Origin of the sequence: Curtobacterium flaccumfaciens (assembly GCF_051548005.1) — a bacterium.
Lineage (GTDB): Bacteria > Actinomycetota > Actinomycetes > Actinomycetales > Microbacteriaceae > Curtobacterium.
In genome coordinates this window covers 1-19,714 of record NZ_JBPUGH010000052.1, presented here as the reverse complement: position 1 = coordinate 19,714, position 19,714 = coordinate 1, and the positions used below count along the sequence as shown (strand labels likewise).

The window sequence follows — 19,714 nt, the reverse complement described above, 5'->3', positions numbered from 1 at the left end:
CACCACGGCCACGCGGTCGGCCCACCCGGCCACCAGCCCGAGGTCGTGGGTGATGACGAGCAGCCCGGCGCCGGCCTGCTGAGCCCGGCGCAGCTGCTCCATGACCGTGACGGCCACCCCGGCGTCCAGGGCCGTCGTGGGTTCGTCCGCGACGACGAGCGCGGGGGAGCCGATGGTCGCGGCGGCGATGAGCGCGCGCTGCCGCATCCCGCCCGAAAGCGTGCCGGCCAGCCGACCGTCCGTCGCGATCGCGGGGTCGAGTCCGACGCCCGCGAGTGCGGCCCGCACCGCATCGACCCGTTCGGCGGCCGTCATCGTCGTGTGGAGCCGGAGCGCGTCCGCGACCTCGCGTCCGACCGGCCGGAGCGGGTCGAGGGCGCCGAGGGCCTCCTGTCCGACGTACCCGACCGCCGATCCGCGGAGCTTCCGCCAGCCGCGGTCCCGCAGCGCCCGTGCGTCGGTTCCGGCGACGTCGAGGCGATCGGCCGTCACCACCGCCCGGTCCGCGGACAGGCCGAGCAGCGCGCGGGCGGTGACGGTCTTGCCGGAGCCGGAGGCCCCGACCAGGGCGACGCACTCGCCCGGATCGACGGACAGGGAAACGTCGGAGACGACGCGGACGCCGTCGATGGTCACGGAGAGCCCCTCGACGGACAGGACCTGAGCCGGCTCGAGGGTGGCGCTCACCGGGCGTCCCCCCGCCGTCGGACCGCACGACCGAGCACGGTGACCGCGGTGGCGAGGGCGACGATCGCGAGCCCCGGGAAGGTGCTCATCCAGGGCGCGGTCTGCAGGTAGGTCCGGCCGTCGGCGAGCATCGCTCCCCACTCCGGCGCCGGCGGCGGGGTGCCCACGCCGAGGTAGCTCAGCGCGGACGCCCACACGACGGCCTGGCCGATGCCGAGCGTCCCGACCGCGACGACCGGCCACAGCGCAGCGGGCAGCACGTGTCGGACGACGATCAGCGCGGGGGACCGGCCGAGGAGGACCGCGGTCTCGACGACCTGCGACTCGCGGGTCGTCCGGACGAGGCCCCGGACGATCCGGGCGTAGCCGGGTGCGGTCGCGAACCCGACCGCGAACACGGCGGGCACCGGCCCCGGACCGGTGACGGCGATCACGACGAGGGCGACGAGCAGGAGCGGCAGGGCGAAGGCGACCTCGGTGACACGGCCGACGACCGTGTCGAGCACCCGACCGCCGAGTCCGGCGACGAGCCCGAGAAGCACTCCGGTGACGGCGCCGACGAGGGTGGCCGCGACGCCGACGACGAGCGACGCTCGGGTGCCGGCGACGACCCGGCCGAGGACGTCCCGGCCGGACTCGTCGGTCCCGAACGGGTGGTCGGCGGACGGCGGGAGGAGGGCCGCGTCGGGGTGCACGGCGAGCGGGTGCGCACCGCCGAGCAGTCCCGGCGCGACGGCCGCCACCACGGCGAGCGCGACGACCACGGCCGCGACCCCTCCGGCGGTGCCGAGCGTCCCCCCACGGCGTCGCTCGGCACCCCCGGACGGAGCGCGGCTCGTGGTCGTGTCGTCGGGGAGCGCCGCGGGGTCGAGGATGCCGCTCACCGGGCGACCGCCGTCCGGCCGTGGCGACGCCGTGCCGGTGTGGTGCCGGTCCGCCGGGGTCGTCGGTCGACCGCACGTTCGGCGAGGTCGGCGACCGCGAGCACGACGACGTAGGCGGCGGCCGAGACGAGGGCGATCCCGGCGACGAGCGGCATGTCGCGCTGCGTCACGGCGGTGACGAGCGCCCGCCCGATGCCCGGGAGGGCGAAGACCGACTCGACGACGACCGCGCCCGACACCAGCGACCCGAACGCCCACGCGGAGAGCGCGAGGCCGGGCAGTGCGGCGTGGCGGAGCGAGTGCCGGAGGAACACCCCGAGCCGGTGCTCGCCGCGGCCCCGGGCTGCCAGCGCGAAGGCGGAGCGCTGCGCGTCGACGATCCCGTCGCGGACCGTCTCGGCGAGGTACCCGGCGACCGGGACGGCGACCGTGACCACGGGCAGGACCCACCCCCGCACGGAGCCGTCGCTCACCGCCGGTGCCCACCCGAGCGCCGTCGCGAAGACGACGATGAGGACGCTGCCGAGCCAGAAGTGCGGGACGACGCTCGCGGTGACGGTGATCGCCCCGGTGATGCCGGCCGCGACCCGACCACGCTGCGTCGACCACCACGCGGCGACGAGTGCGAGTGCCCAGGCGACGACGAGCCCCGCGACCGTGAGGGTCAGCGTGACCGGGAGCTCCTGCGCGAGGAGCGTCGTCACCGGGGTCCGGAACGCGTACGAGTCACCGAGCTGCCCGGTGGCGAGCCGGCCGAGGAACACCGCGTACTGCACCAGCAGCGGACGGTCGAACCCGTACTCGTGCCGGACCTGGTCGACCGCGGCGGCCGAGGCCTGCGATCCCGGGCCGCCGAGGACCGCCAGTGCCGGGTCACCGGGGATGAGCCGGATCGCGACGAACACGATCGTGGCGACGGCCCACAGCACGCCGATGCCGCCGGCCAGACGACCGAGGCCCCACAGCGTCCACCGCGACCACGCGCCGGAGCCGCGGGGTCGCGTCGGGGTCATGCCGCGCCTCCAGTCCGGTCGTGCCGCGCGTGGGCGCGCGTCAGCGGTCGATCCAGGCCGAGCCGAACCACGGCGTGGACACGGCCGTGGTGTGCACGTCGTGCACCTTCGTCGAGACGAGGAAGTGGTTCTGCTGGTCGTAGAGCGGCAGGACGGTCGCGCTGGCGAGGATGTCCTTCTGCGCCTGCTCGTACAGCTCGCCGCGGTCATGCGTGTCGGCGGTCCGAGCGGCGCGCTGCAGGAGCGAGTCGACCGCCGGGTCGTCGAGCTGCGCGAGGTTCGCGAAGTAGCCCGACGGGGCCGGCTCGATGCTCGCGCTGTCGTAGAGGATGCGGAGGACGTCGGCGCCGACCTTCGTGTAGGGCGCGCTGACGACGTCGTACTGGTTCGCCGCGAGCGCCGCGTACCAGCTCGACAGGTCGAGCTCCTTGATCTCCACGTCGAAGCCGACCTCCTTCTCGGAGGCCTGGATCTGCTGGAACAGGCTGCGCTCGGCGGGGATCGACTGGTTCGTCGACACCGGGAACGTGACGGTCAGGCGCTTGCCGTCCTTCGTGCGGATGCCGTCGGAGCCCTTCTTCCACCCGGCGTCGTCGAGGAGCTTGCCCGCCTGGGAGGCGTCGTGGTCGAAGAGCTCCTCGCCGTCGGCGGACCAGGCGAACGGTTCGACGCTGGACAGCAGCGAGTATGAGCGCTTCGCGGTGCCGAGGAACAACGACTTGATGCCCGGGTCGACATCGGCACCGTGGATGAACGCCTTGCGGACCGCCTCGTCCCGGAACACGCCGTGGCCGGAGTTGAGCTCGAGGCGGTTGGATGCTCCGGGCCGGGGTGCGTCGAGGTCGCGGATGGACCCACCGGCCTTCGCGGCACGGATCTGGTCGGGCTGCGCGTTGTCGATGACGTCGACCTGGCCGGACTGCAGCGCGGCGTACCGCGAGGTGGAGTCGGGCAGGAACCGCCACGTGATCCCGTTCAGCCGGGGCTTCGTCGTGCTGCCGGCCGCCGTGCCGAGGGGTGTGTAGTCGGCGTTCTTCGTGAGCGTCACCCGGTCGCCGTGCTTCCAGTCCGTCACTCGGAACGGCCCGGTGCCGACGGGCGACTCGCAGTTCTGCGCCTGCGAGCGCTCGAGCGCCTTCGGGGACTCCATGCCGACCCAGGGCTGCGAGAACGACTCGAGCAGGGCGCTGTCCGGACGGCTCAGGGTGAGCATGACCGTGTGGTCGTCGGTCGCGGTGGCCTTCGTGATCGACTGCAGCGCGAGGTAGCCCGTGCTCGACGCCGTCTTCGGGTCCTGCACGTGCTCGATGTTCGCGACGACGGCGGCCGCGTCGAAGGGGGTGCCGTCGGTGAAGGTCACGTCGTCGCGCAGTCGGAAGGTCAGGGTCGTGCCGTCGCTGCTCGTCTTCCACGACTCGGCGAGTGCGGGCACGGGCCGACCGTCCTGGAGCGCGGTGAGCTCCTCGATGTACTGGCTCGACAGCAGCGCCTGCGGGTAGTTGCCGCCGACGTGCGGGTCGAGGCACGTCGGTTCCGCGTCGCCGGACGCGTAGACGAGGGTGCCGCCCGCCACGGGCGTGCTGCTCGTCGACCCGCCACCGCCACCGGTGCAGGCGGCGACGGCCAGGAGGATCGTGGCGGCGCCCGCCACGGAGGCCGCGATGCGCGACGGCTTTTTCTGTACTGAGTCCAACTTCATGGCTCGACGAGTCTAGCGGTTTACTGGGCGCATGGACCTCGTGCGCGGTGACGACGACCGCGCCCGTCGCGGCGGGCGCCCGCGACGGTCCAGCGCCGAGGTGCTCGCGGACGCCGCCGCGGAGTTGTTCCTCGAGCAGGGCTACGGCCGGACGACCGTCGACCAGATCGCGGCCCGCGCCGGGGTGAGCCGCGCCACGTTCTTCAACTACTTCGCCGCGAAGTCCGACGTCATGTGGCTCGAGCTCGACGCCGCGGTCGCCGCGATCCCCGCGCTGCTCGACGCGTCCGCCGGGCCGAGCCCGGTGCGTGCCGTCGAGGACGCCCTGCTCGCCGCCGCGCGCCAGCACGACCCGGAGCGCGTGCCGTGGGCGGTCGCGCAGGCCGAGGTCATGGGCATCGGTCCCGAGCTCGTCGCGAGCGTCGCCGCCCGCGTGATGGTCCAGCACGGGGCGGTCGCCGCGTTCGTCGCGGGGCGGACCGGGGAGCGGCCCGGAGCGCTCTGGCCGCAGACGGTCTCCGGTGCCCTGCTCGGTGCGGCTGCCGCCGCCTTCGGGGTCTGGGTGGGCGACGGCGTGACCCGCGGCCCGCTCGTCGAGTACGTCGCGGCGGCGTTGTCCCCGGTGGCGGACGGGCTCGACGGGGCGTGAACCAGCGAGGTCCGAGCGCCCGCTGCACCCGACGAGCGCGACGAGCCCGACGAGCGCGACGGGCCTGAGGGGCCCCGCCCGAGGCCGACCCGAGCCGAGGCCCCGGCCCCGACCCGGACGCGCACCCCGTCGCCGTCGCCTTCGCCTTCGCTGAGCGCATCCGACGCTGCGGTGGCGCGGCGGCGACGCGTTTCCCTGCTGGGTCACTACGCTCGGACGCCATGACCGTCGACGCACCCGAGGCCGCGAGCCGCACCACCGCGCGCCCGGGGTTCCGTCCGGGCACCGCACGCGCCGTTCAGGTGGCCGCCCTCGTCGTGGTCGGCGGGCTCGGGCTCGTCGTGGCGTTCTGGCACATCTCGCGGCAGACGCCGTACGTCGACGAGTTCACGTACATCGGCTCCGGCTGGGACTACGTGCACGGGGCCCTCGGCGACAACCTCCAGCACCCCCCGACCGCGAAGTACCTCTTCGGGCTCGTCCAGCTCGTGACGGGGCAGGGCGTCCTCGGCCCACGGCTCCTCTCGGCGGCGGCTTCGTTCGGCACCGGGCTGGTGCTCCTCGCGTGGCTCCGGAGGACGGTCGGCTCCTGGGGGGCGCTCCTCGCCGCCGGGCTCTGGTGGCTCACGCCGCGTGCGGACTCGCCGACGTGGACCGACGTGGCCACCGGCACAGCCGTGCGGATCGACCGGCTCGCGCTGCTCGAACCGCTCATGACCTTCTTCGCCGTCGCCGCGGTCGCAGCGGCCTGGCACTGGGCCGTCCGGAGTCGGCCCGACCGTGGGCCGTGGCACGGGTGGTGGTGGATGGCGGCGTCCGGAGCGCTCCTGGCGTTGTCGGTCACCTCGAAGGTGTCGACGGCCGTCCTCGTCCTCGCCCTCGTGCTCGTGCCCGTGCTCTTCCGCCGATGGGTGGGCCTGCTGACGGGTGGGGTCGCGGCCGCCGTCGCCTTCACGGTGGTCTTCGTCGCGCTCTACGCGCCGGTCGGCGGCCTGCGGGCGATCGAGTTCATGGTCGCGTTCCAGGGGAAGCACGACGCCGACGGGCACGAGATCTCGCTGCTCGGCCAGGACCACCAGTTCGCGCCGTGGTGGACGAACCCGGTCCGTGTCGTCGAGGGCGTCGGGTGGCCGACCGTCGTGGTGCTGCTGATCGGCATCGTCGCTGCGCTGGCGATCCGACCCGACCGGCTCGTCGCCGTGCTCGGCGTCTCGCTCGGGCTGCTCGTCGTCTTCTACTGCACGGCGAACGTCGCGTTGCCGCACTACTACCAGGTGTGGATGCCGTGGGCGATCGCGCTCGCGGCGGTCGGGCTCGTGCGGCTCGCGCGGCTCCGTCCGCCGGTCACGACGGTCGTCGCCCTCGTGGCGGTCGCGGCGACCGTGGTCCCGGCGGCCGTCGTCGTGCGGACCGTCGCCGACGCCCGGCTCACCGGGTTCGCCCGGATCGACGCGGTCCTGGCCGCGCGGGGTGTCCCCACGGGGGAGCGGCTGCTCGTCTCGGGAGCCTCGCAGCAGTCGTTCGGGGTCTTCGTCGGCGCACGCGGTGCGACGCAGCAGGTCACCCACGGCGACTACGGTGTCCTCGTCGACGGTGTCGACCCGCGGTTCCCGATGGAGCCCGAGATCCGCGCCCTCCTGCGGACGCACCGGCAGGACTTCGAGACGTTCCGGGTGGACGCGCTCCGGGTGTGGGTGGTCCGGGACGGGCTCGCGGTGCAGCGCCAGGGCGACGCCGTGACGTTGGTGCCCGCCCGCTGACGCGGACGCGGTCCGGCGAGGCCGCGGAGACGGGCGGGCCGACGCGCGCCCCCGGCGGTGACGAGGACCGCACCGGACGGGAGGCCCGTGGCGGCGCCGCCACGGGCCTCCCGTCCGGCGTGCGGTCGCGCTCTGTCGACCCTGGCGGGTCGGCCCTCAGCCGTCGGTCCGGAGGGTGCCCGCACCACCCGCTGCGACGTCCTCGACCGTGCCGTCCCGGACGGTCGCCGGGACCTCGCCGTTCCCACGGGCGGCGAGCGACTCGTCGCCCGGGATGCTCAGCGTGAGCACGGCCTCCTCGATGTACTGGCTCTCCTCCAACGACGCCTCGACCCGCCGCAGCCGGACGGCGACGTGGTCCTCGTCCTCGTTCCCGGTGAGGTCGACGGCCGCCACGAGGAACACGCGCGACGGCCCGACGAACTCGAGGTGCAGGTACGTGACCCGCTCGACCTCGTCACGTCGCAGCAGCTCGGTGAGCACCGCGTCCTCGAGCTCCGGGGAGGTGGCCTCGCCGACCAGGAAGCGTCGGTTGCGCTCGATGAGCACGATGGCCACGACACCGAGGAGCAGTCCGACCGCGATCGAGCCGATCGCGTCGAACACCGCCAACCCCGTGACCTGGTGGAGGAAGACGCCGAGGAACGCGATCACGAGACCGATGAGCGCCGCGGCGTCCTCCGCGAACACCGCTCGGAGCGTCGGGTTCGACGACTGCAGCACGTGGCGGAGCACGGGGACCCGGCGCTTCGTGGCGGCCCCGTGCGCCTGCCGGTACGCCTGCACGAAGCTCGTCCCCTCGAGCAGGAACGCGACGCCGAGCACGAGGTAGTTCAGCAGCAGGTCCTCGGCGGGACCGGTCTCACCCAGTTCGGTGATGCCGTGCCAGATCGACACGACGGCGCCGGCGGTGAACAGCCCGAAGGCGGCGAACATCGACCAGATGTACGTCTCGCGGCCGTAGCCGAGCGGGTGCTTCGGGTCCCGCGGTTTCGCACCGCGACGCTCCGCCACCAGCAGGAAGATCTCGTTCCCCGTGTCCGCCCACGAGTGCGCGGCCTCCGCGGTCATGGACGCGGAGCCGGAGATCAGTGAGGCGACGGTCTTTGCGATCGCGACGAGCAGGTTCGCCGCGAAGGCGATGACGACGGTGAGGAGCGACTCGGGGCGCTCGTGCTCATCGGAGGAGGGCATCGCTCCAGCATGCTCCGCTCGGGTAGACTCGTCCCCAAGACGTCGAACCGGCCATCACCGGGGAGTCTCCGGAAGAACCCGGCAGTCGGCACGACCGGCCGTCGGCAGTAGAACCGGGCGGACCGGGCCGCACCGACCCCGGCGACGAGCGGTCGACCGCAGCGTGAGCAGCGGCCGGCAAGCGAGGTGGTACCGCGGAGCACGCTCCGTCCTCGTGGAGATGAACCGAACCGACAGTTCCGTCCGACCCACGAGGAGTACCCGGTGTCGTACCCGCTGAACGCAGCCGCCGACGGAGTCACCCCGTCGCCGTCCTTCCCCGCCGTCGAGCAGGGGATCCTCGCCTTCTGGAAGGGTGACGGCACGTTCCAGGCTTCCATCGACCAGCGTGCAGGCTGCCCGGAGTGGACGTTCTACGACGGCCCGCCCTTCGCCAACGGCCTGCCGCACTACGGGCACCTGCTCACCGGCTACGCGAAGGACGTCTTCCCGCGCTACCAGACCATGCGGGGCAAGCAGGTCCACCGCCGCTTCGGCTGGGACACGCACGGCCTCCCCGCCGAGCTCGAGGCCATGCGCCAGCTCGGCATCACCGAGAAGCACGAGATCGACGCGATGGGTGTCGACGTGTTCAACGCGGCCGCCAAGAAGTCGGTCCTGCAGTACACCGACGAGTGGCAGCAGTACGTGACCCGTCAGGCGCGCTGGGTCGACTTCGAGAACGACTACAAGACCCTCGACGTCACGTTCATGGAGAGCGTGCTCTGGGCCTGGAAGCAGCTCTGGGACAAGGGCCTCGCGTACGAGGGCTTCCGCGTCCTGCCGTACTGCTGGAACGACCAGACACCGCTGTCGAACCACGAGCTCCGGATGGACGACGACGTCTACCAGTCGCGGCAGGACCAGTCCGTCACGGTCGCGTTCCCGCTGCGCGGGACCCGCGCGTCGGAACTCGGGCTCGACGGGGTCCGCGCCCTCGCCTGGACGACGACCCCGTGGACCCTCCCGACGAACGCTGCGCTCGCGGTCGGACCGTCGATCGCGTACGCGGTCGTCCCGGCAGGGCCTGGAGGCGCGGCTGACGGTGGTCCCGCCGGCTCGGCCACCACTGCGCCCGCCGGCTACCTGCTCGCGTCCGACACCGTGGCGGCGCACGCGAAGGACCTCGGCTACGAGAGCGCGGACGACGCGCTCGCCGCCGTGCTCCGCACGGTGGACGGCGCCGAGCTCGACGGCGTCGAGTACGAGCGGCTGTTCGACTTCCTGGCGGATGCCGAGGGCTACGAGCACGCGTGGCGAATCCTCGTCGCGGAGTACGTCGAGACGGGCGAGGGCACCGGCATCGTGCACCAGGCCCCGGCGTACGGCGCCGACGACCAAGAGGTCTGCGCGGCCGCAGGAATCCCCGTGGTGCTGTCGCTCGACGAGGGCGGCGTGTTCACGTCGCAGTTCGGCGAGGTGGCGGGCATGCTCTGGTCGGACGCGAACAAGCCCCTCACCAAGGCCGTGCGCGACGCCGGTCGACTGCTCCGCCAGGCGTCGTACGAGCACAGCTACCCGCACTGCTGGCGTTGCCGCAAGCCCCTCATCTACAAGGCCGTCTCGTCGTGGTTCGTCCGCGTCACCGAGTTCCGCGACCGCATGGGCGAGCTCAACCAGGACGTCAACTGGGTGCCGGACAACGTCAAGGACGGCCAGTTCGGCAAGTGGGTCGGGAACGCGATCGACTGGTCGGTCTCGCGCAACCGCTACTTCGGCACGCCGATCCCGGTGTGGCAGTCGGACGACCCGGCGTACCCGCGGACGGACGTCTACGGCTCGCTCGCCGACATCGAGCGCGACTTCGGGCGCCTGCCGCTGAACGCCGAGGGCGAGGTGGACCTGCACCGCCCGTTCATCGACGACCTGACCCGTCCGAACCCCGACGACCCCACCGGGAAGTCGACGATGCGCCGCATCACGGACGTGTTCGACGTCTGGTTCGACTCCGGGTCGATGCCGTACGCGCAGGTGCACTACCCGTTCGAGAACCGCGAGTGGTTCGAGGCGCACAACCCGGCCGACTTCATCGTCGAGTACATCGGGCAGACGCGCGGCTGGTTCTACGTCATGCACGTGCTCTCGACCGCGCTGTTCGACCGCCCGGCGTTCCGCAACGTCATCAGCCACGGCATCGTGCTCGGCTCCGACGGTCAGAAGATGTCGAAGAGCCTGCGGAACTACCCGGACGTCTCCGAGGTCTTCGACCGCGACGGCGCCGACGCGATGCGCTGGTTCCTCATGTCCTCGTCGGTGATCCGCGGCGGCAACCTCGTCGTCACCGAGGAGGGGATCCGCCAGGGCGTGCGCGAGTTCCTGCTCCCGCTCTGGTCGACGTACTACTTCTTCACGCTCTACGCCAACGCCGACGGCTACGAGGCCGTCCGCAGCACCGCGAGCACCGACGTGCTCGACCGCTACCTGCTCGCGAAGACCCGCGTGCTCGTCTCGGACGTCACGGCGCACCTGGACGCGCTCGACACCCCGCTCGCGGCGCAGGCCGTCCGGGACTTCGCCGACGTGCTCACGAACTGGTACGTGCGACGTTCGCGAGACAAGTTCTGGGCGGGGGCGTCGTCGAGCCCCGAGGCCCGGGCGGCCTTCGACACGCTGTACACGGTGCTCGAGACGCTCACCCGCGTCGCCGCCCCGCTCGCCCCGCTCGTCAGCGAGGAGGTCTGGAAGGGCCTCACCGGCGGCCGGTCGGTGCACCTCGAGGGCTTCCCGTCGGCCGACGAGTTCCCCGCGGACGACGCCCTCGTCGCCGCGATGGACCGCGTGCGCGACGTCGCCTCGAAGGGCCTCGCGCTGCGCAAGGCGACCGGCAAGCGCGTCCGACTGCCGCTCGCGACGCTCACCCTCGTCGTGCCCGACCCGTCGGCGGTCGAGCCCTTCGCGGACATCCTCCGCGACGAGCTCAACGTCAAGCGTGTCGTGCTCGAGCAGCAGGCCGAGGAGTCGCTGGCGCAGTACGGCATCGAGCGGAAGCTCACCGTCAACGCCCGTGCCGCCGGTCCCCGGATCGGCAAGCAGGTCCAGCAGGTGATCCCGGCCGCCAAGCGTGGTGACTGGGTCGCGACGCAGTCCGGCGTCACGGTCGGTGGCGTCGACCTCGTCGAGGGCGAGTACTCGCTCGACCTCACCGTGGCCGACGAGTCGGTCGCCGTGGCGTTCCTGGACGGCGGCGGGTTCGTCGTCCTCGACACCGTGACGACGCCCGAGCTCGAGGCCGAGGGCCTGGCCCGCGACGTCGTCCGTGCCGTCCAGCAGGCCCGCCGCGACGCCGACCTCGACGTCAGCGACCGCATCGTCCTGACCCTGGGAGTGTCCGACGACGCCTCCGACGCGGTCCGGACCCACCGCGACCTCATCGCGGGGGAGACCCTCGCGACGGCGGTCGAGGTCGTCCCGCTCGCGACGGACGCGACCACGACCGACGTCGGCGAGGCAGCGAAGGTGTCCGTGGAGGTGGCACGCGCATGAGCGACCAGAACGAGCAGGACCAGAACGCGTTCGACGACGACCACGAGGGCATCGCGATCCCCGCGGGCCCCGCGGCGCACGCCCCGGTCGACCCCTCCCCGGCGGACGGGGACGACGACGAGGTCCGCCGCGTCCAGGCAGCCCTGTACGCCCGGATCGGCGAGCAGTCGCCCGAGCACCGACTCAGCGCGACCCGTCGCGCGGTCGAGCTCCTCGGCGACCCGCACCTGTCCTACCCGGTGATCCACATCACCGGGACGAACGGCAAGACCTCGACCGCCCGGATGACCGAGAGCATCGTGCGCGCCCACGGCCTGCGGACCGGACTCATGACGAGCCCGCACCTGGTGTCGATCCGGGAGCGCATCGTCATCGACGGCGAGCCGATCGCCGCGGACCGGTTCGTCGAGAACTGGGACGACATCGCTCCGATCCTCGACATGACCGACCAGGAGCTGACCGCCAAGGGCGAGCTGCCGCTGACGTTCTTCGAGGCGCTGACCGTCCTCGCGCTCGCCTGCTTCGCCGAGGCGCCCGTCGACGTCGCGGTGATCGAGGTCGGCATGGGCGGCGAGTGGGACTCCACGAACGTCGTGCAGAGCCAGGTCGCCGTGTTCACCCCGATCGCGATGGACCACGCGAAGCAGCTCGGCAACACCGTCGCCGAGATCGCCCGCACGAAGTCCGGCATCATCAAGCCGTCCTCGGCCGTGGTGTCGAGCGCGCAGACCCCGGACGCCCTCGCCGAGCTCGAACGGGCCGCCGAGCTCACCGAGTCGACGCTGTCCGTCGAGGGCACCGGCTTCCGGGTCACGAGCGACACCCCCGCGGTCGGCGGGCAGCTCGTCAGCGTGCAGGGCCTCGCCGGTACCTACGACGACCTCTTCGTGCCGCTGTTCGGCGCGCACCAGGCCCACAACGCCGCCGTCGCGATCGCTGCCGTGGAGTCGTTCCTCGGTCGCGGTTCGCAGGCACTCGACGAGGACGTGCTGTCCGAGGGGCTGGCCGCCGCGACGAGTCCCGGCCGCCTCCAGCCCATCGCGCAGGACCCTGTGGTCGTCGTCGACGCCGCGCACAACCCGCACGGCGCCAGGGCCCTCGCCGAGGCGCTCCCGGTGGCCTTCCCGTCCGAGCACGTCGTCGGCGTCGTCGGGATCCTCGGCGACAAGGACGCCCGCGGGTTCATCCGTGCGCTCAAGGACACCGTGCAGACCTTCGTCGTGACCCAGCCGCCGGGGGAGCGGGCACTCGACGCCGACGCCTTCGCCCGGATCGTGGTCGACGAGGTCGGCGCGGACCGCGTCGTCGTCGAGCCGGCGCTCGACCAGGCGCTGCAGGAAGCAAGGGACCTCGCGGACGAGGCGGACGCCGAGGACGCCCTCGTCCTGGTCGCCGGCTCCATCGTGATGGTGGGTGCGGTCATGGACCTGGTGCACGCGGAAGGCGGGGCGAAGTGACGGAGCCGAGCCGTGCCTCCAGTCCGGAGCAGCCGGGGCGGCCGACCCGCGCTCCTCGTCAGCGGAAGCCGCGTCGGGACCGCGGTGCCCGCGAGAGCCTGCTCGCCATCACCCTCGGGCTCGAGGCCGTGATGTTCTTCTTCCCGATGCTCGTGACCTTCGGCAAGCAGACCCTGCCGCCGGCCGTGGCGTTCGGCGGCGGCATCGGTGCGATCGTCGTGCTGGCGCTGGCCTCGCGGCTGACCGGCAACCGCGCCGGTGTATGGTTCGGGTGGCTGCTGCAGGCGGCCATCCTCGCCACCGGCTTCATCGAACCGTTCATGTTCGCGGTCGGCGCGGTGTTCCTGGCGCTGTGGGTCTACTGCTTCGTCAAGGGCGGTCAGCTCGACCGGCAGAACGCCGCACGACGCGCCGCCGCAGGCGAGGACTGACCACCACCCCACGACCCCGTCAAGGAGTTCTGCATGTCCGACTTCGAAGAGACCCTGGTCCTCGTCAAGCCCGACGGTGTCGCCCGCCAGCTCACCGGCGAGATCCTCCGTCGGATCGAGGCCAAGGGCTACGAGATCGTCGACCTGAAGATGCTGACCGCGCCGCGCGACCTGCTCGACGCGCACTACGAGGAGCACCAGGGCAAGCCGTTCTTCGAGCCGCTCGTGGAGTTCATGCAGTCCGGCCCGGTCGTCGCCGTGCGCGTCGCGGGCAACGGGGTCATCGCGGGCTTCCGCTCGCTCGCCGGCACCACCGACCCGACCTCGGCGGCGCCCGGCACCATCCGTGGCGACCTCGGTCGCGACTGGGGTCTTAAGGTCCAGCAGAACCTCGTGCACGGCTCGGACTCGACCGAGTCCGCTGCCCGCGAGCTCGGCCTCTGGTTCGCGTGACCGGCCCCGACCGAGGACGACGAGCATGACGAACAACGACCGACCGAGCAAGAACGAGCGTCGGGCACACGCCCGTGACGTCGCCCGTCAGCGTGCCGAGGCCGAGCGCCGCCGCAAGCGCCGCAACAAGTGGTTCCTGCAGGGCGGCATCGGCCTGGGCATCATCGCGGTCGCAGCCATCGTGACGCTCGTCATCGTGAACGTGAACAGCGCGAACACCGTCTCCGCGGCGGGCCCCAAGAACATGGTCACGGGTGCGATCCAGTTCACCGGCAAGGACGGCGCGGTCACCCCCGTGACGTCCGGGGCGGTGTCCGCGGACGCGTCCGCCTCACCCAAGCCCACCGCCGGACCCGACGGCACCGTCCAGGTGACCGAGTACATCGACTGGGCCTGCCCGGTCTGCAAGCAGTTCGAGGCCGCGTACGCCGACCAGATCCTCGACAAGGTGAAGTCGGGCGACGTCACGCTCGCGATCCAGCCGGTCTCGATCCTCGACCGCAGCTACCAGAACACCCGCTACGCGAGCCGTGCCGCGAACGCCGCGATGTGCGTCGCGAACTACCAGCCGGACAAGTTCCTCGACGTCCAGACGCAGTTCTACGACAACCAGCCCGAGGAGGGCACGGCGGGGCTCACGAACAAGCAGATCGCCGACCTCGTCGACAAGGGCGGAGCGACCGGTTCGAAGGTCTCCGAGTGCCTGTCCAGCGAGCAGTTCCGGGGCTGGGTCACACGGTCCACGGACACCGTCGTCAACGACCCGGCGCTCCAGGGAACGCAGGGCTTCGGCACCCCGACCGTGCTCGTGAACGGTGAGCGGCTCGCGAACCTCACGGACGTCATGACCAAGATCGACGCCGCCGCGAAGTAGCCGCACCGCAGGCACCAGCAAGACGCCCCCGCTCCGGATCGGAGCGGGGGCGTCCTTGCGTGCACCGGCGACGCACGGGGCCGAGCCGGACGGCCGTCGGACGACCGCTGCTTCGTCGAGGCCGCTGGACCGACGGCTCAGGGTCGGTCGGAGTGGCGTCGTGGCCGATCCGGTGCACCGGTCCCGGCGATCGCGTACCGGATCGGCCAGCTGCGCCGGTGAGGAACCGCGGGCGGGCGCGGATGGTCGAGCCGGGGCCCGGTCGGAGATCGGTCGCTCCGTCGGTGCCCGTTCGGCGGTCTGACAGACGGGCGCGCACGGGCCCGCACGGGCGCCGGAATGCTCGGTCGGTCTGTCGGTCTGTCGGTCTGTCGGTCTGTTCGTTGGTCGGTTGGGTCGGGGCGGGGCCGCGCGGTGCGCGGTGCGCGGGCGGTCGGCGCTCGGCGCTCGGCGCTCGGCGCTCGGTGAGCGTCGCCCGACGATGGTGGGGACGCATCCGACTCGTGTCGTGGCAGTTCCGGTGCACGAAGTCCGGGGATCGGGCACCGGATCGGCCAGGCGCTCCTGCGGGAGGACCCATCCCCCGCGCGCCGGTCACCGCAGGTCCGTCAGCCGCCCCGCTACCCTGCCGCCTTCCGCCCGCCGCCTGCCGCCCGCCCGGCTGCCGCCCGCCCTGGTCCGCCGCTCGGTCGGAGCGGCACGACGCGAATGGCCCCTGCGTCGTCCACACGTGGGGGACGACGCAGGGGCCGTTCGATCGGTCCTGGAGGGACGCGCTAGGCCTTGCCGCCGTTCTGGACGACGAACGCCGAGAACGCGTCCGTGTCGGTGAGCGACCCGGTGTACTGCTTGCCGTTCACGATCACGGTGGGGGTGCCGGTGACCTTGGGCAGCGACGAGTTCGGGATCTTCTCGTTGAGCGCACGGTTCGTGGCGTCGGCGACCCATCCGGCGAACTTCTGGTCCGTGATGCAGGAGGCGACGTCCTTGCTCGTGGCCCCGGCCTTGGCCGCCAGCGACGCGAGCTCGTCGTTCGTCAGGCCGCGGGTGTTCTCCGACGGCTGGTTCGCGTACAACGCGGTGTTGTACGCGAGGAAGTCCTCCGGGTCGTCGTTCGCCACGCACGCGGCGGCGGCAGCGGAGCGCGTGGAGTACTTCGACCCGAGCGAGACCCGGTCGAGCAGGTTGAACGGGTGCAGCTCGAGCGTCGCCGAGCCGTCCTTGACCCACTGCTCGATCTGGGACATCTGGGCGGTCTCGAACTGGTTGCAGTACGGGCACATGTAGTCCGAGTAGACGGTGATGTTCGCGACCGAGTCGTCCTGCTTCGTCGCGGTGGGCTTCCCGCCCTCGGGGATGGCCTTCGTCGTGACCGGTTTGATCTTGCCGTCGACACCGTGCAGCACGATGCCGTCGCTCGCCATGTTCGCCGGACCCGGACCCGCCGGCTGCACCGAGTTCGCGATGATCAGCACGACCACGCTGACGACCGCGAGGCCGCCCACGATGATGCCGCTGATCGTCAGCGTGCGGTTGCGGCGACGGCGCGCCTGCTCCTTCTCACGAGCGATCCGAGCACGCTCCCGTGCCTCGTCCCGCCGTGCCTTCTTGCCCTGGTTCTCGCTCATCGGTTCGAGCGTAGGTCGCCGACGCGCGCAGCCCGGCCGCCCTGGCTGGGAAGGCACCAAGAATCCGGTGACACGTCACCGAGCGGGGCGGTCCGACGGGATCAGAAGCTCTGGAAGATGCGCGGGAAGACGATGATGATCGAGACCGCGATGACGAGGTAGTTCGCGAGCGGGAACGCCCAGCAGAACGGCAGCAGGGTCTTGCCGACGCGCTGGACCGCGGCGCCGAAGCGGCCCTGCGCGGCGTTCCAGATCGTGAACACCCAGAACATCGGGATGGTCATCGACCAGACGAGCATGCACCACGGGCAGAGCGCGCCGATGAACCACACCGTCTGCGTGAACAACCACGTCACGAACACCCAGGCGAGGAACACGCCCGCGTTGAAGGTGATCCAGAACCACCGCGAACCGTTCCGGAACCCGGCGAGCAGCATCACGGCCACCGCGATCGGTGCGACGAAGCCCATCATGCCGAGGAGCGGGTTCGGGAAGCCGAGCAGGTGCCCCTGCGCGCTCGTCATCACGTCGGAGCAGTTCACGAACACGTTGACGTCGCACGACAGCGCGGTCTTCGGGTTCTCGTACTTCGCGAACTCGTCCAGCACGAGCCGGAAGGAGGCGTACAGCCCGACGATGCCGGTCACGAGCAGGAACACCCCCATCGCGATCGGACGGCGGTGGAGGGTACGCGGCGTGCTCACGCCGTCATCATCGCACGCGCGATCCGGTCGTTTCCGTGAGCGGCATGCGATGATGGTGGGGTCGCACGACCGGACACGGTCACGCGGCGTGAGCTTTCCGGGCTGGTCCCGGACCGAACAGGCACGGTGAGAGCGTGCCGCGACCGGAACACGCGTCACTCCGACGCTCCGCGAAGCCCGGGCCGGGTGCCCGGGGACGAACGGGCGCGGACGCACCACAAGTTGCCGCGGACCGGTCGCGAACGACAACGAGCACGGGGGCGTGGACGCCACCCGCCACACGAGAATTCCCGCCGCCCGACAGGGCGCGAGCGGGGCCGAGGAGTGCACCAGTTCCATGGTGGAGCAGAACAACAACGACAACACGAAGAACGACGAGACGCCGAAGCGCCGGAGCCGCCTGTTCGGCGGTCGCCGAGCCCGATCGGCCGACCTGGAGGCACGGGGGGACGTCGAGCAGGCATCCCCCGTCGAGCAGGCGGCCGGATCACAGGCCGAGGCGGATGCCCCGGTCGCGGATGCTCCGGTCGCGGATGCTCCGGCCGAGGCCGGCACCGAGACCGTCGCGCTGACCGACGACGCGGCCCCCGCCGTGTCGGTCGCGGTCGGGGCGGCGGCGGGCGGCGACGAGCCGCACGACGTGAGCACCCTGACCGGTGACCTGCCGGTGGTCGCGTCCGACGACGCGACCACGGAGACCGCGGTCGCTCCCGCCGCCGCGGCGACGGAGGAGGCGGACGCGAGCAGTGCCTCCAGTCCGGCGGAGCCCGTCGACGAGCCGTACGTCCCCCGCGCGACCAGCACGACCAGCCTGATCTTCCACGCGCCGGTCATCCCGGACCTGCCGCCGCGCGCACCCCGCTCCGCTCCCGACGATGACGACGACGAGCAGGGTGGCGGGCGCCGCCGGACGCGCCGTCGTGGCAGCAGCTCCTTCGGGGGTGCCGCCGAGCAGGCCGAGCCGCGCCGTCGTGAGCGTGAGCGTGAGCGCGAGCCGGAGCTCATCACCGAGCCGCAGCGCATCAAGGGCTCGACCCGACTCGAGGCCAAGAAGCAGCGTCGCCGCGACGGTCGTGACGCCGGACGTCGCCGTCAGGTGATCACCGAGGACGAGTTCCTCGCCCGCCGCGAGAGCGTCGACCGCCAGATGATCGTGCGCTCCAGCTCGCAGAAGATCGAGATCGGCGTGCTCGAGGACGGCGTCCTCGCCGAGCACTACGTGACGAAGTCGCACAACGTGTCGCTCATCGGCAACGTCTACCTCGGCAAGGTCCAGAACGTGCTGCCCTCGATGGAGGCTGCGTTCGTCGACATCGGCCGCGGCCGCAACGCGGTGCTCTACGCGGGCGAGGTCGACTGGAACTCGGTCGACACGAGCCACGGCCGCCGCATCGAGTCGGCGCTCAAGCCCGGCGACAAGGTGCTCGTGCAGGTCACGAAGGACCCGGTCGGTCACAAGGGCGCCCGGCTCACCTCGCAGGTCTCGCTGCCCGGCCGGTACCTCGTGTACGTGCCGAACGGCTCGATGAACGGGATCTCCCGGAAGCTGCCCGACACCGAGCGTGCGCGGCTCAAGAAGATCCTCAAGGAGGTCCTGCCCGAGCACGCCGGCGTCATCGTGCGCACGGCGGCCGAGGGCGCGACCGAGGAGCAGCTGACCCGCGACGTGCAGCGCCTCACGAGCCAGTGGGAGGCCATCCAGAAGAAGGTGGCGAACGGCCACGCGCCGGTCATGCTGCACTCCGAGCCCGACCTGCTCGTCAAGATCGTCCGTGACGTCTTCAACGAGGACTTCACCAAGCTCATCATCGACGGCGACGCCGCTCGTGGCACCATCGAGGACTACCTCGACGCCGTCGCGCCAGACCTCAAGGACCGGGTCGAGATCTACGACGGCCCGGACTCCTTCGAGGAGTACCGCCTCAACGAGCAGATCGAGAAGGCCCTCGACCGCAAGGTGTGGCTGCCCTCCGGTGGTTCGCTCGTCATCGACCGCACCGAGGCCATGACGGTCGTCGACGTCAACACGGGGAAGTTCGTCGGGTCCGGCGGCAACCTCGAGGAGACGGTGACGAAGAACAACCTCGAGGCCGCCGAGGAGATCGTCCGTCAGCTCCGGCTCCGGGACATCGGCGGCATCATCGTCGTCGACTTCATCGACATGGTGCTCGAGTCCAACCGCGACCTCGTGCTGCGTCGACTCGTGGAGTGCCTGAGCCGCGACCGCACGAAGCACCAGGTCGCCGAGGTCACCTCGCTCGGCCTCGTGCAGATGACCCGCAAGAAGATCGGCGTCGGGCTCCGCGAGTCCCTCGAGGAGGTCAACGCGAAGGTCAACGACAACAACGCGGACCCGGGCCCCTCGAAGGGTCGTCGCAAGAGCCGCGGTGGCAACGGCGGGTCGAACGGCACCGGCGGCAACGGTGGCAACGGCGGGTCGAACGGCACCGGCAGTTCCTCGTCGAACGGCCACGGCTCGCAGACCCACCAGATCACCGACGACGTGAAGAACGCGCTGTCCCGCATCGCGGCGTCGACCCTCCCGCACGAGGAGCGCGCCGCCGCCGAGGCCGCGGCGGTGAGCGGCGTCGCGGTCACCGGCGTCGCGAGCGCGACCGCTCCGGAGTCCGCGCCCGAGGCCCCGACCGCGTCGACGTCCTCGTCGTCGTCGTCGTCGTCCGAGACGAGCGCATCGTCCGAGGCCCCCGCCGAGTCGTCGGGCGGCTCGAAGCGTCGTCGTCGTCGCGGCAGCCGTAGTG

The 19,714-nt window shown here is 71.9% G+C and carries 15 protein-coding genes; 8 read left to right on the top strand and 7 right to left on the bottom strand.

Going from position 1 to position 19,714, the window contains the following annotated elements; translation table 11 throughout:
• From ACSW7Y_RS08275 to ACSW7Y_RS08260, 4 genes are all read right to left on the bottom strand, one after another.
• A partial coding sequence (locus ACSW7Y_RS08275; RefSeq protein WP_438125824.1) for an ATP-binding cassette domain-containing protein occupies window positions 1-687 on the bottom strand: 687 nt, incomplete at its 3' end.
• Window positions 684-1,571 carry an ABC transporter permease gene (locus tag ACSW7Y_RS08270; protein ID WP_438125823.1) on the bottom strand — a complete coding sequence of 296 codons (888 nt, stop codon included), beginning with the start codon at window positions 1,569-1,571 and terminating at the stop codon, window positions 684-686. The genes ACSW7Y_RS08270 and ACSW7Y_RS08275, both read right to left, overlap by 4 nt.
• Complete coding sequence (locus ACSW7Y_RS08265; RefSeq protein ID WP_438125822.1) at window positions 1,568-2,584, bottom strand: ABC transporter permease; 1,017 nt, start codon at window positions 2,582-2,584, stop codon at window positions 1,568-1,570. The genes ACSW7Y_RS08270 and ACSW7Y_RS08265 overlap by 4 nt, the downstream gene beginning before the upstream one ends.
• A gap of 40 nt (window positions 2,585-2,624) precedes the next feature.
• Window positions 2,625-4,283, bottom strand: coding sequence for an ABC transporter substrate-binding protein (locus ACSW7Y_RS08260; protein ID WP_438125821.1), 1,659 nt, complete (start codon window positions 4,281-4,283; stop codon window positions 2,625-2,627).
• 31 nt (window positions 4,284-4,314) lie between these two features.
• On the opposite strand from ACSW7Y_RS08260, the gene ACSW7Y_RS08255 reads away from it, so the two are divergent.
• Together ACSW7Y_RS08255 and ACSW7Y_RS08250 are read left to right on the top strand one after the other, a co-directional pair.
• The gene (locus ACSW7Y_RS08255; RefSeq protein ID WP_438125820.1) at window positions 4,315-4,932 is read left to right on the top strand and encodes a TetR/AcrR family transcriptional regulator; all 618 of its coding nucleotides are present in this window, start codon (window positions 4,315-4,317) and stop codon (window positions 4,930-4,932) included.
• A 221-nt stretch (window positions 4,933-5,153) separates the two neighbouring features.
• Window positions 5,154-6,692: a phospholipid carrier-dependent glycosyltransferase gene (locus tag ACSW7Y_RS08250; protein ID WP_438125819.1), complete on the top strand. Its 1,539-nt coding sequence runs from the start codon at window positions 5,154-5,156 to the stop codon at window positions 6,690-6,692.
• Between the two features lie 156 nt (window positions 6,693-6,848).
• On the opposite strand, the gene ACSW7Y_RS08245 is transcribed toward ACSW7Y_RS08250, so the two are convergent.
• On the bottom strand, window positions 6,849-7,886 hold the full coding sequence (locus tag ACSW7Y_RS08245; protein ID WP_438125818.1) for a cation diffusion facilitator family transporter: 1,038 nt from the start codon (window positions 7,884-7,886) through the stop codon (window positions 6,849-6,851).
• A 264-nt stretch (window positions 7,887-8,150) separates the two neighbouring features.
• Between ACSW7Y_RS08245 and ileS the strand changes: the two genes are divergently transcribed.
• Genes ileS through ACSW7Y_RS08220 form a run of 5 tightly spaced genes read left to right on the top strand, consistent with a single transcriptional unit; the run spans window position 8,151 to window position 14,623 of the window.
• Window positions 8,151-11,408: an isoleucine--tRNA ligase gene (ileS, locus tag ACSW7Y_RS08240; protein ID WP_438125817.1), complete on the top strand. Its 3,258-nt coding sequence runs from the start codon at window positions 8,151-8,153 to the stop codon at window positions 11,406-11,408.
• Entirely contained in the window at window positions 11,405-12,865 is a 1,461-nt protein-coding gene (locus ACSW7Y_RS08235; protein WP_438125816.1) for a bifunctional folylpolyglutamate synthase/dihydrofolate synthase, read from the top strand. Before ileS ends, ACSW7Y_RS08235 begins: the two co-directional genes overlap by 4 nt.
• Window positions 12,862-13,296, top strand: coding sequence for a DUF4233 domain-containing protein (locus ACSW7Y_RS08230; protein ID WP_438125815.1), 435 nt, complete (start codon window positions 12,862-12,864; stop codon window positions 13,294-13,296). The genes ACSW7Y_RS08235 and ACSW7Y_RS08230 overlap by 4 nt, the downstream gene beginning before the upstream one ends.
• A 33-nt stretch (window positions 13,297-13,329) precedes the next feature.
• Entirely contained in the window at window positions 13,330-13,749 is a 420-nt protein-coding gene (ndk, locus tag ACSW7Y_RS08225; RefSeq protein WP_175327866.1) for a nucleoside-diphosphate kinase, read from the top strand.
• A 25-nt stretch (window positions 13,750-13,774) separates the two neighbouring features.
• The gene (locus ACSW7Y_RS08220) at window positions 13,775-14,623 is read left to right on the top strand and encodes a DsbA family protein (RefSeq protein WP_438125814.1); all 849 of its coding nucleotides are present in this window, start codon (window positions 13,775-13,777) and stop codon (window positions 14,621-14,623) included.
• 776 nt (window positions 14,624-15,399) lie between these two features.
• On the opposite strand, the gene ACSW7Y_RS08215 is transcribed toward ACSW7Y_RS08220, so the two are convergent.
• Together ACSW7Y_RS08215 and ACSW7Y_RS08210 are read right to left on the bottom strand one after the other, a co-directional pair.
• Window positions 15,400-16,251 (bottom strand): DsbA family protein, encoded by an 852-nt coding sequence (locus ACSW7Y_RS08215; RefSeq protein WP_438125813.1) that lies wholly within the window; start codon window positions 16,249-16,251, stop codon window positions 15,400-15,402.
• 101 nt (window positions 16,252-16,352) lie between these two features.
• Window positions 16,353-16,955, bottom strand: coding sequence for a vitamin K epoxide reductase family protein (locus ACSW7Y_RS08210; protein ID WP_438125812.1), 603 nt, complete (start codon window positions 16,953-16,955; stop codon window positions 16,353-16,355).
• Between the two features lie 337 nt (window positions 16,956-17,292).
• On the opposite strand from ACSW7Y_RS08210, the gene ACSW7Y_RS08205 reads away from it, so the two are divergent.
• Window positions 17,293-19,714, top strand: a 2,422-nt coding sequence (locus ACSW7Y_RS08205) for an Rne/Rng family ribonuclease (protein ID WP_438125811.1), incomplete at its 3' end; no start/stop codon positions are given.

Bases quoted from the DNA above. Each gene is read 5' to 3' on its own strand.
- ACSW7Y_RS08215 (WP_438125813.1), bottom strand. From the start codon at position 16,251: ATGAGCGAGAACCAGGGCAAGAAGGCACGGCGGGACGAGGCACGGGAG.
- ACSW7Y_RS08250 (WP_438125819.1), top strand. From the start codon at position 5,154: ATGACCGTCGACGCACCCGAGGCCGCGAGCCGCACCACCGCGCGCCCG.
- ACSW7Y_RS08245 (WP_438125818.1), bottom strand. From the start codon at position 7,886: ATGCCCTCCTCCGATGAGCACGAGCGCCCCGAGTCGCTCCTCACCGTC.
- ACSW7Y_RS08265 (WP_438125822.1), bottom strand. From the start codon at position 2,584: ATGACCCCGACGCGACCCCGCGGCTCCGGCGCGTGGTCGCGGTGGACG.
- ACSW7Y_RS08260 (WP_438125821.1), bottom strand. From the start codon at position 4,283: ATGAAGTTGGACTCAGTACAGAAAAAGCCGTCGCGCATCGCGGCCTCC.
- ACSW7Y_RS08255 (WP_438125820.1), top strand. From the start codon at position 4,315: ATGGACCTCGTGCGCGGTGACGACGACCGCGCCCGTCGCGGCGGGCGC.
- ACSW7Y_RS08235 (WP_438125816.1), top strand. From the start codon at position 11,405: ATGAGCGACCAGAACGAGCAGGACCAGAACGCGTTCGACGACGACCAC.
- ACSW7Y_RS08220 (WP_438125814.1), top strand. From the start codon at position 13,775: ATGACGAACAACGACCGACCGAGCAAGAACGAGCGTCGGGCACACGCC.
- ndk (WP_175327866.1), top strand. From the start codon at position 13,330: ATGTCCGACTTCGAAGAGACCCTGGTCCTCGTCAAGCCCGACGGTGTC.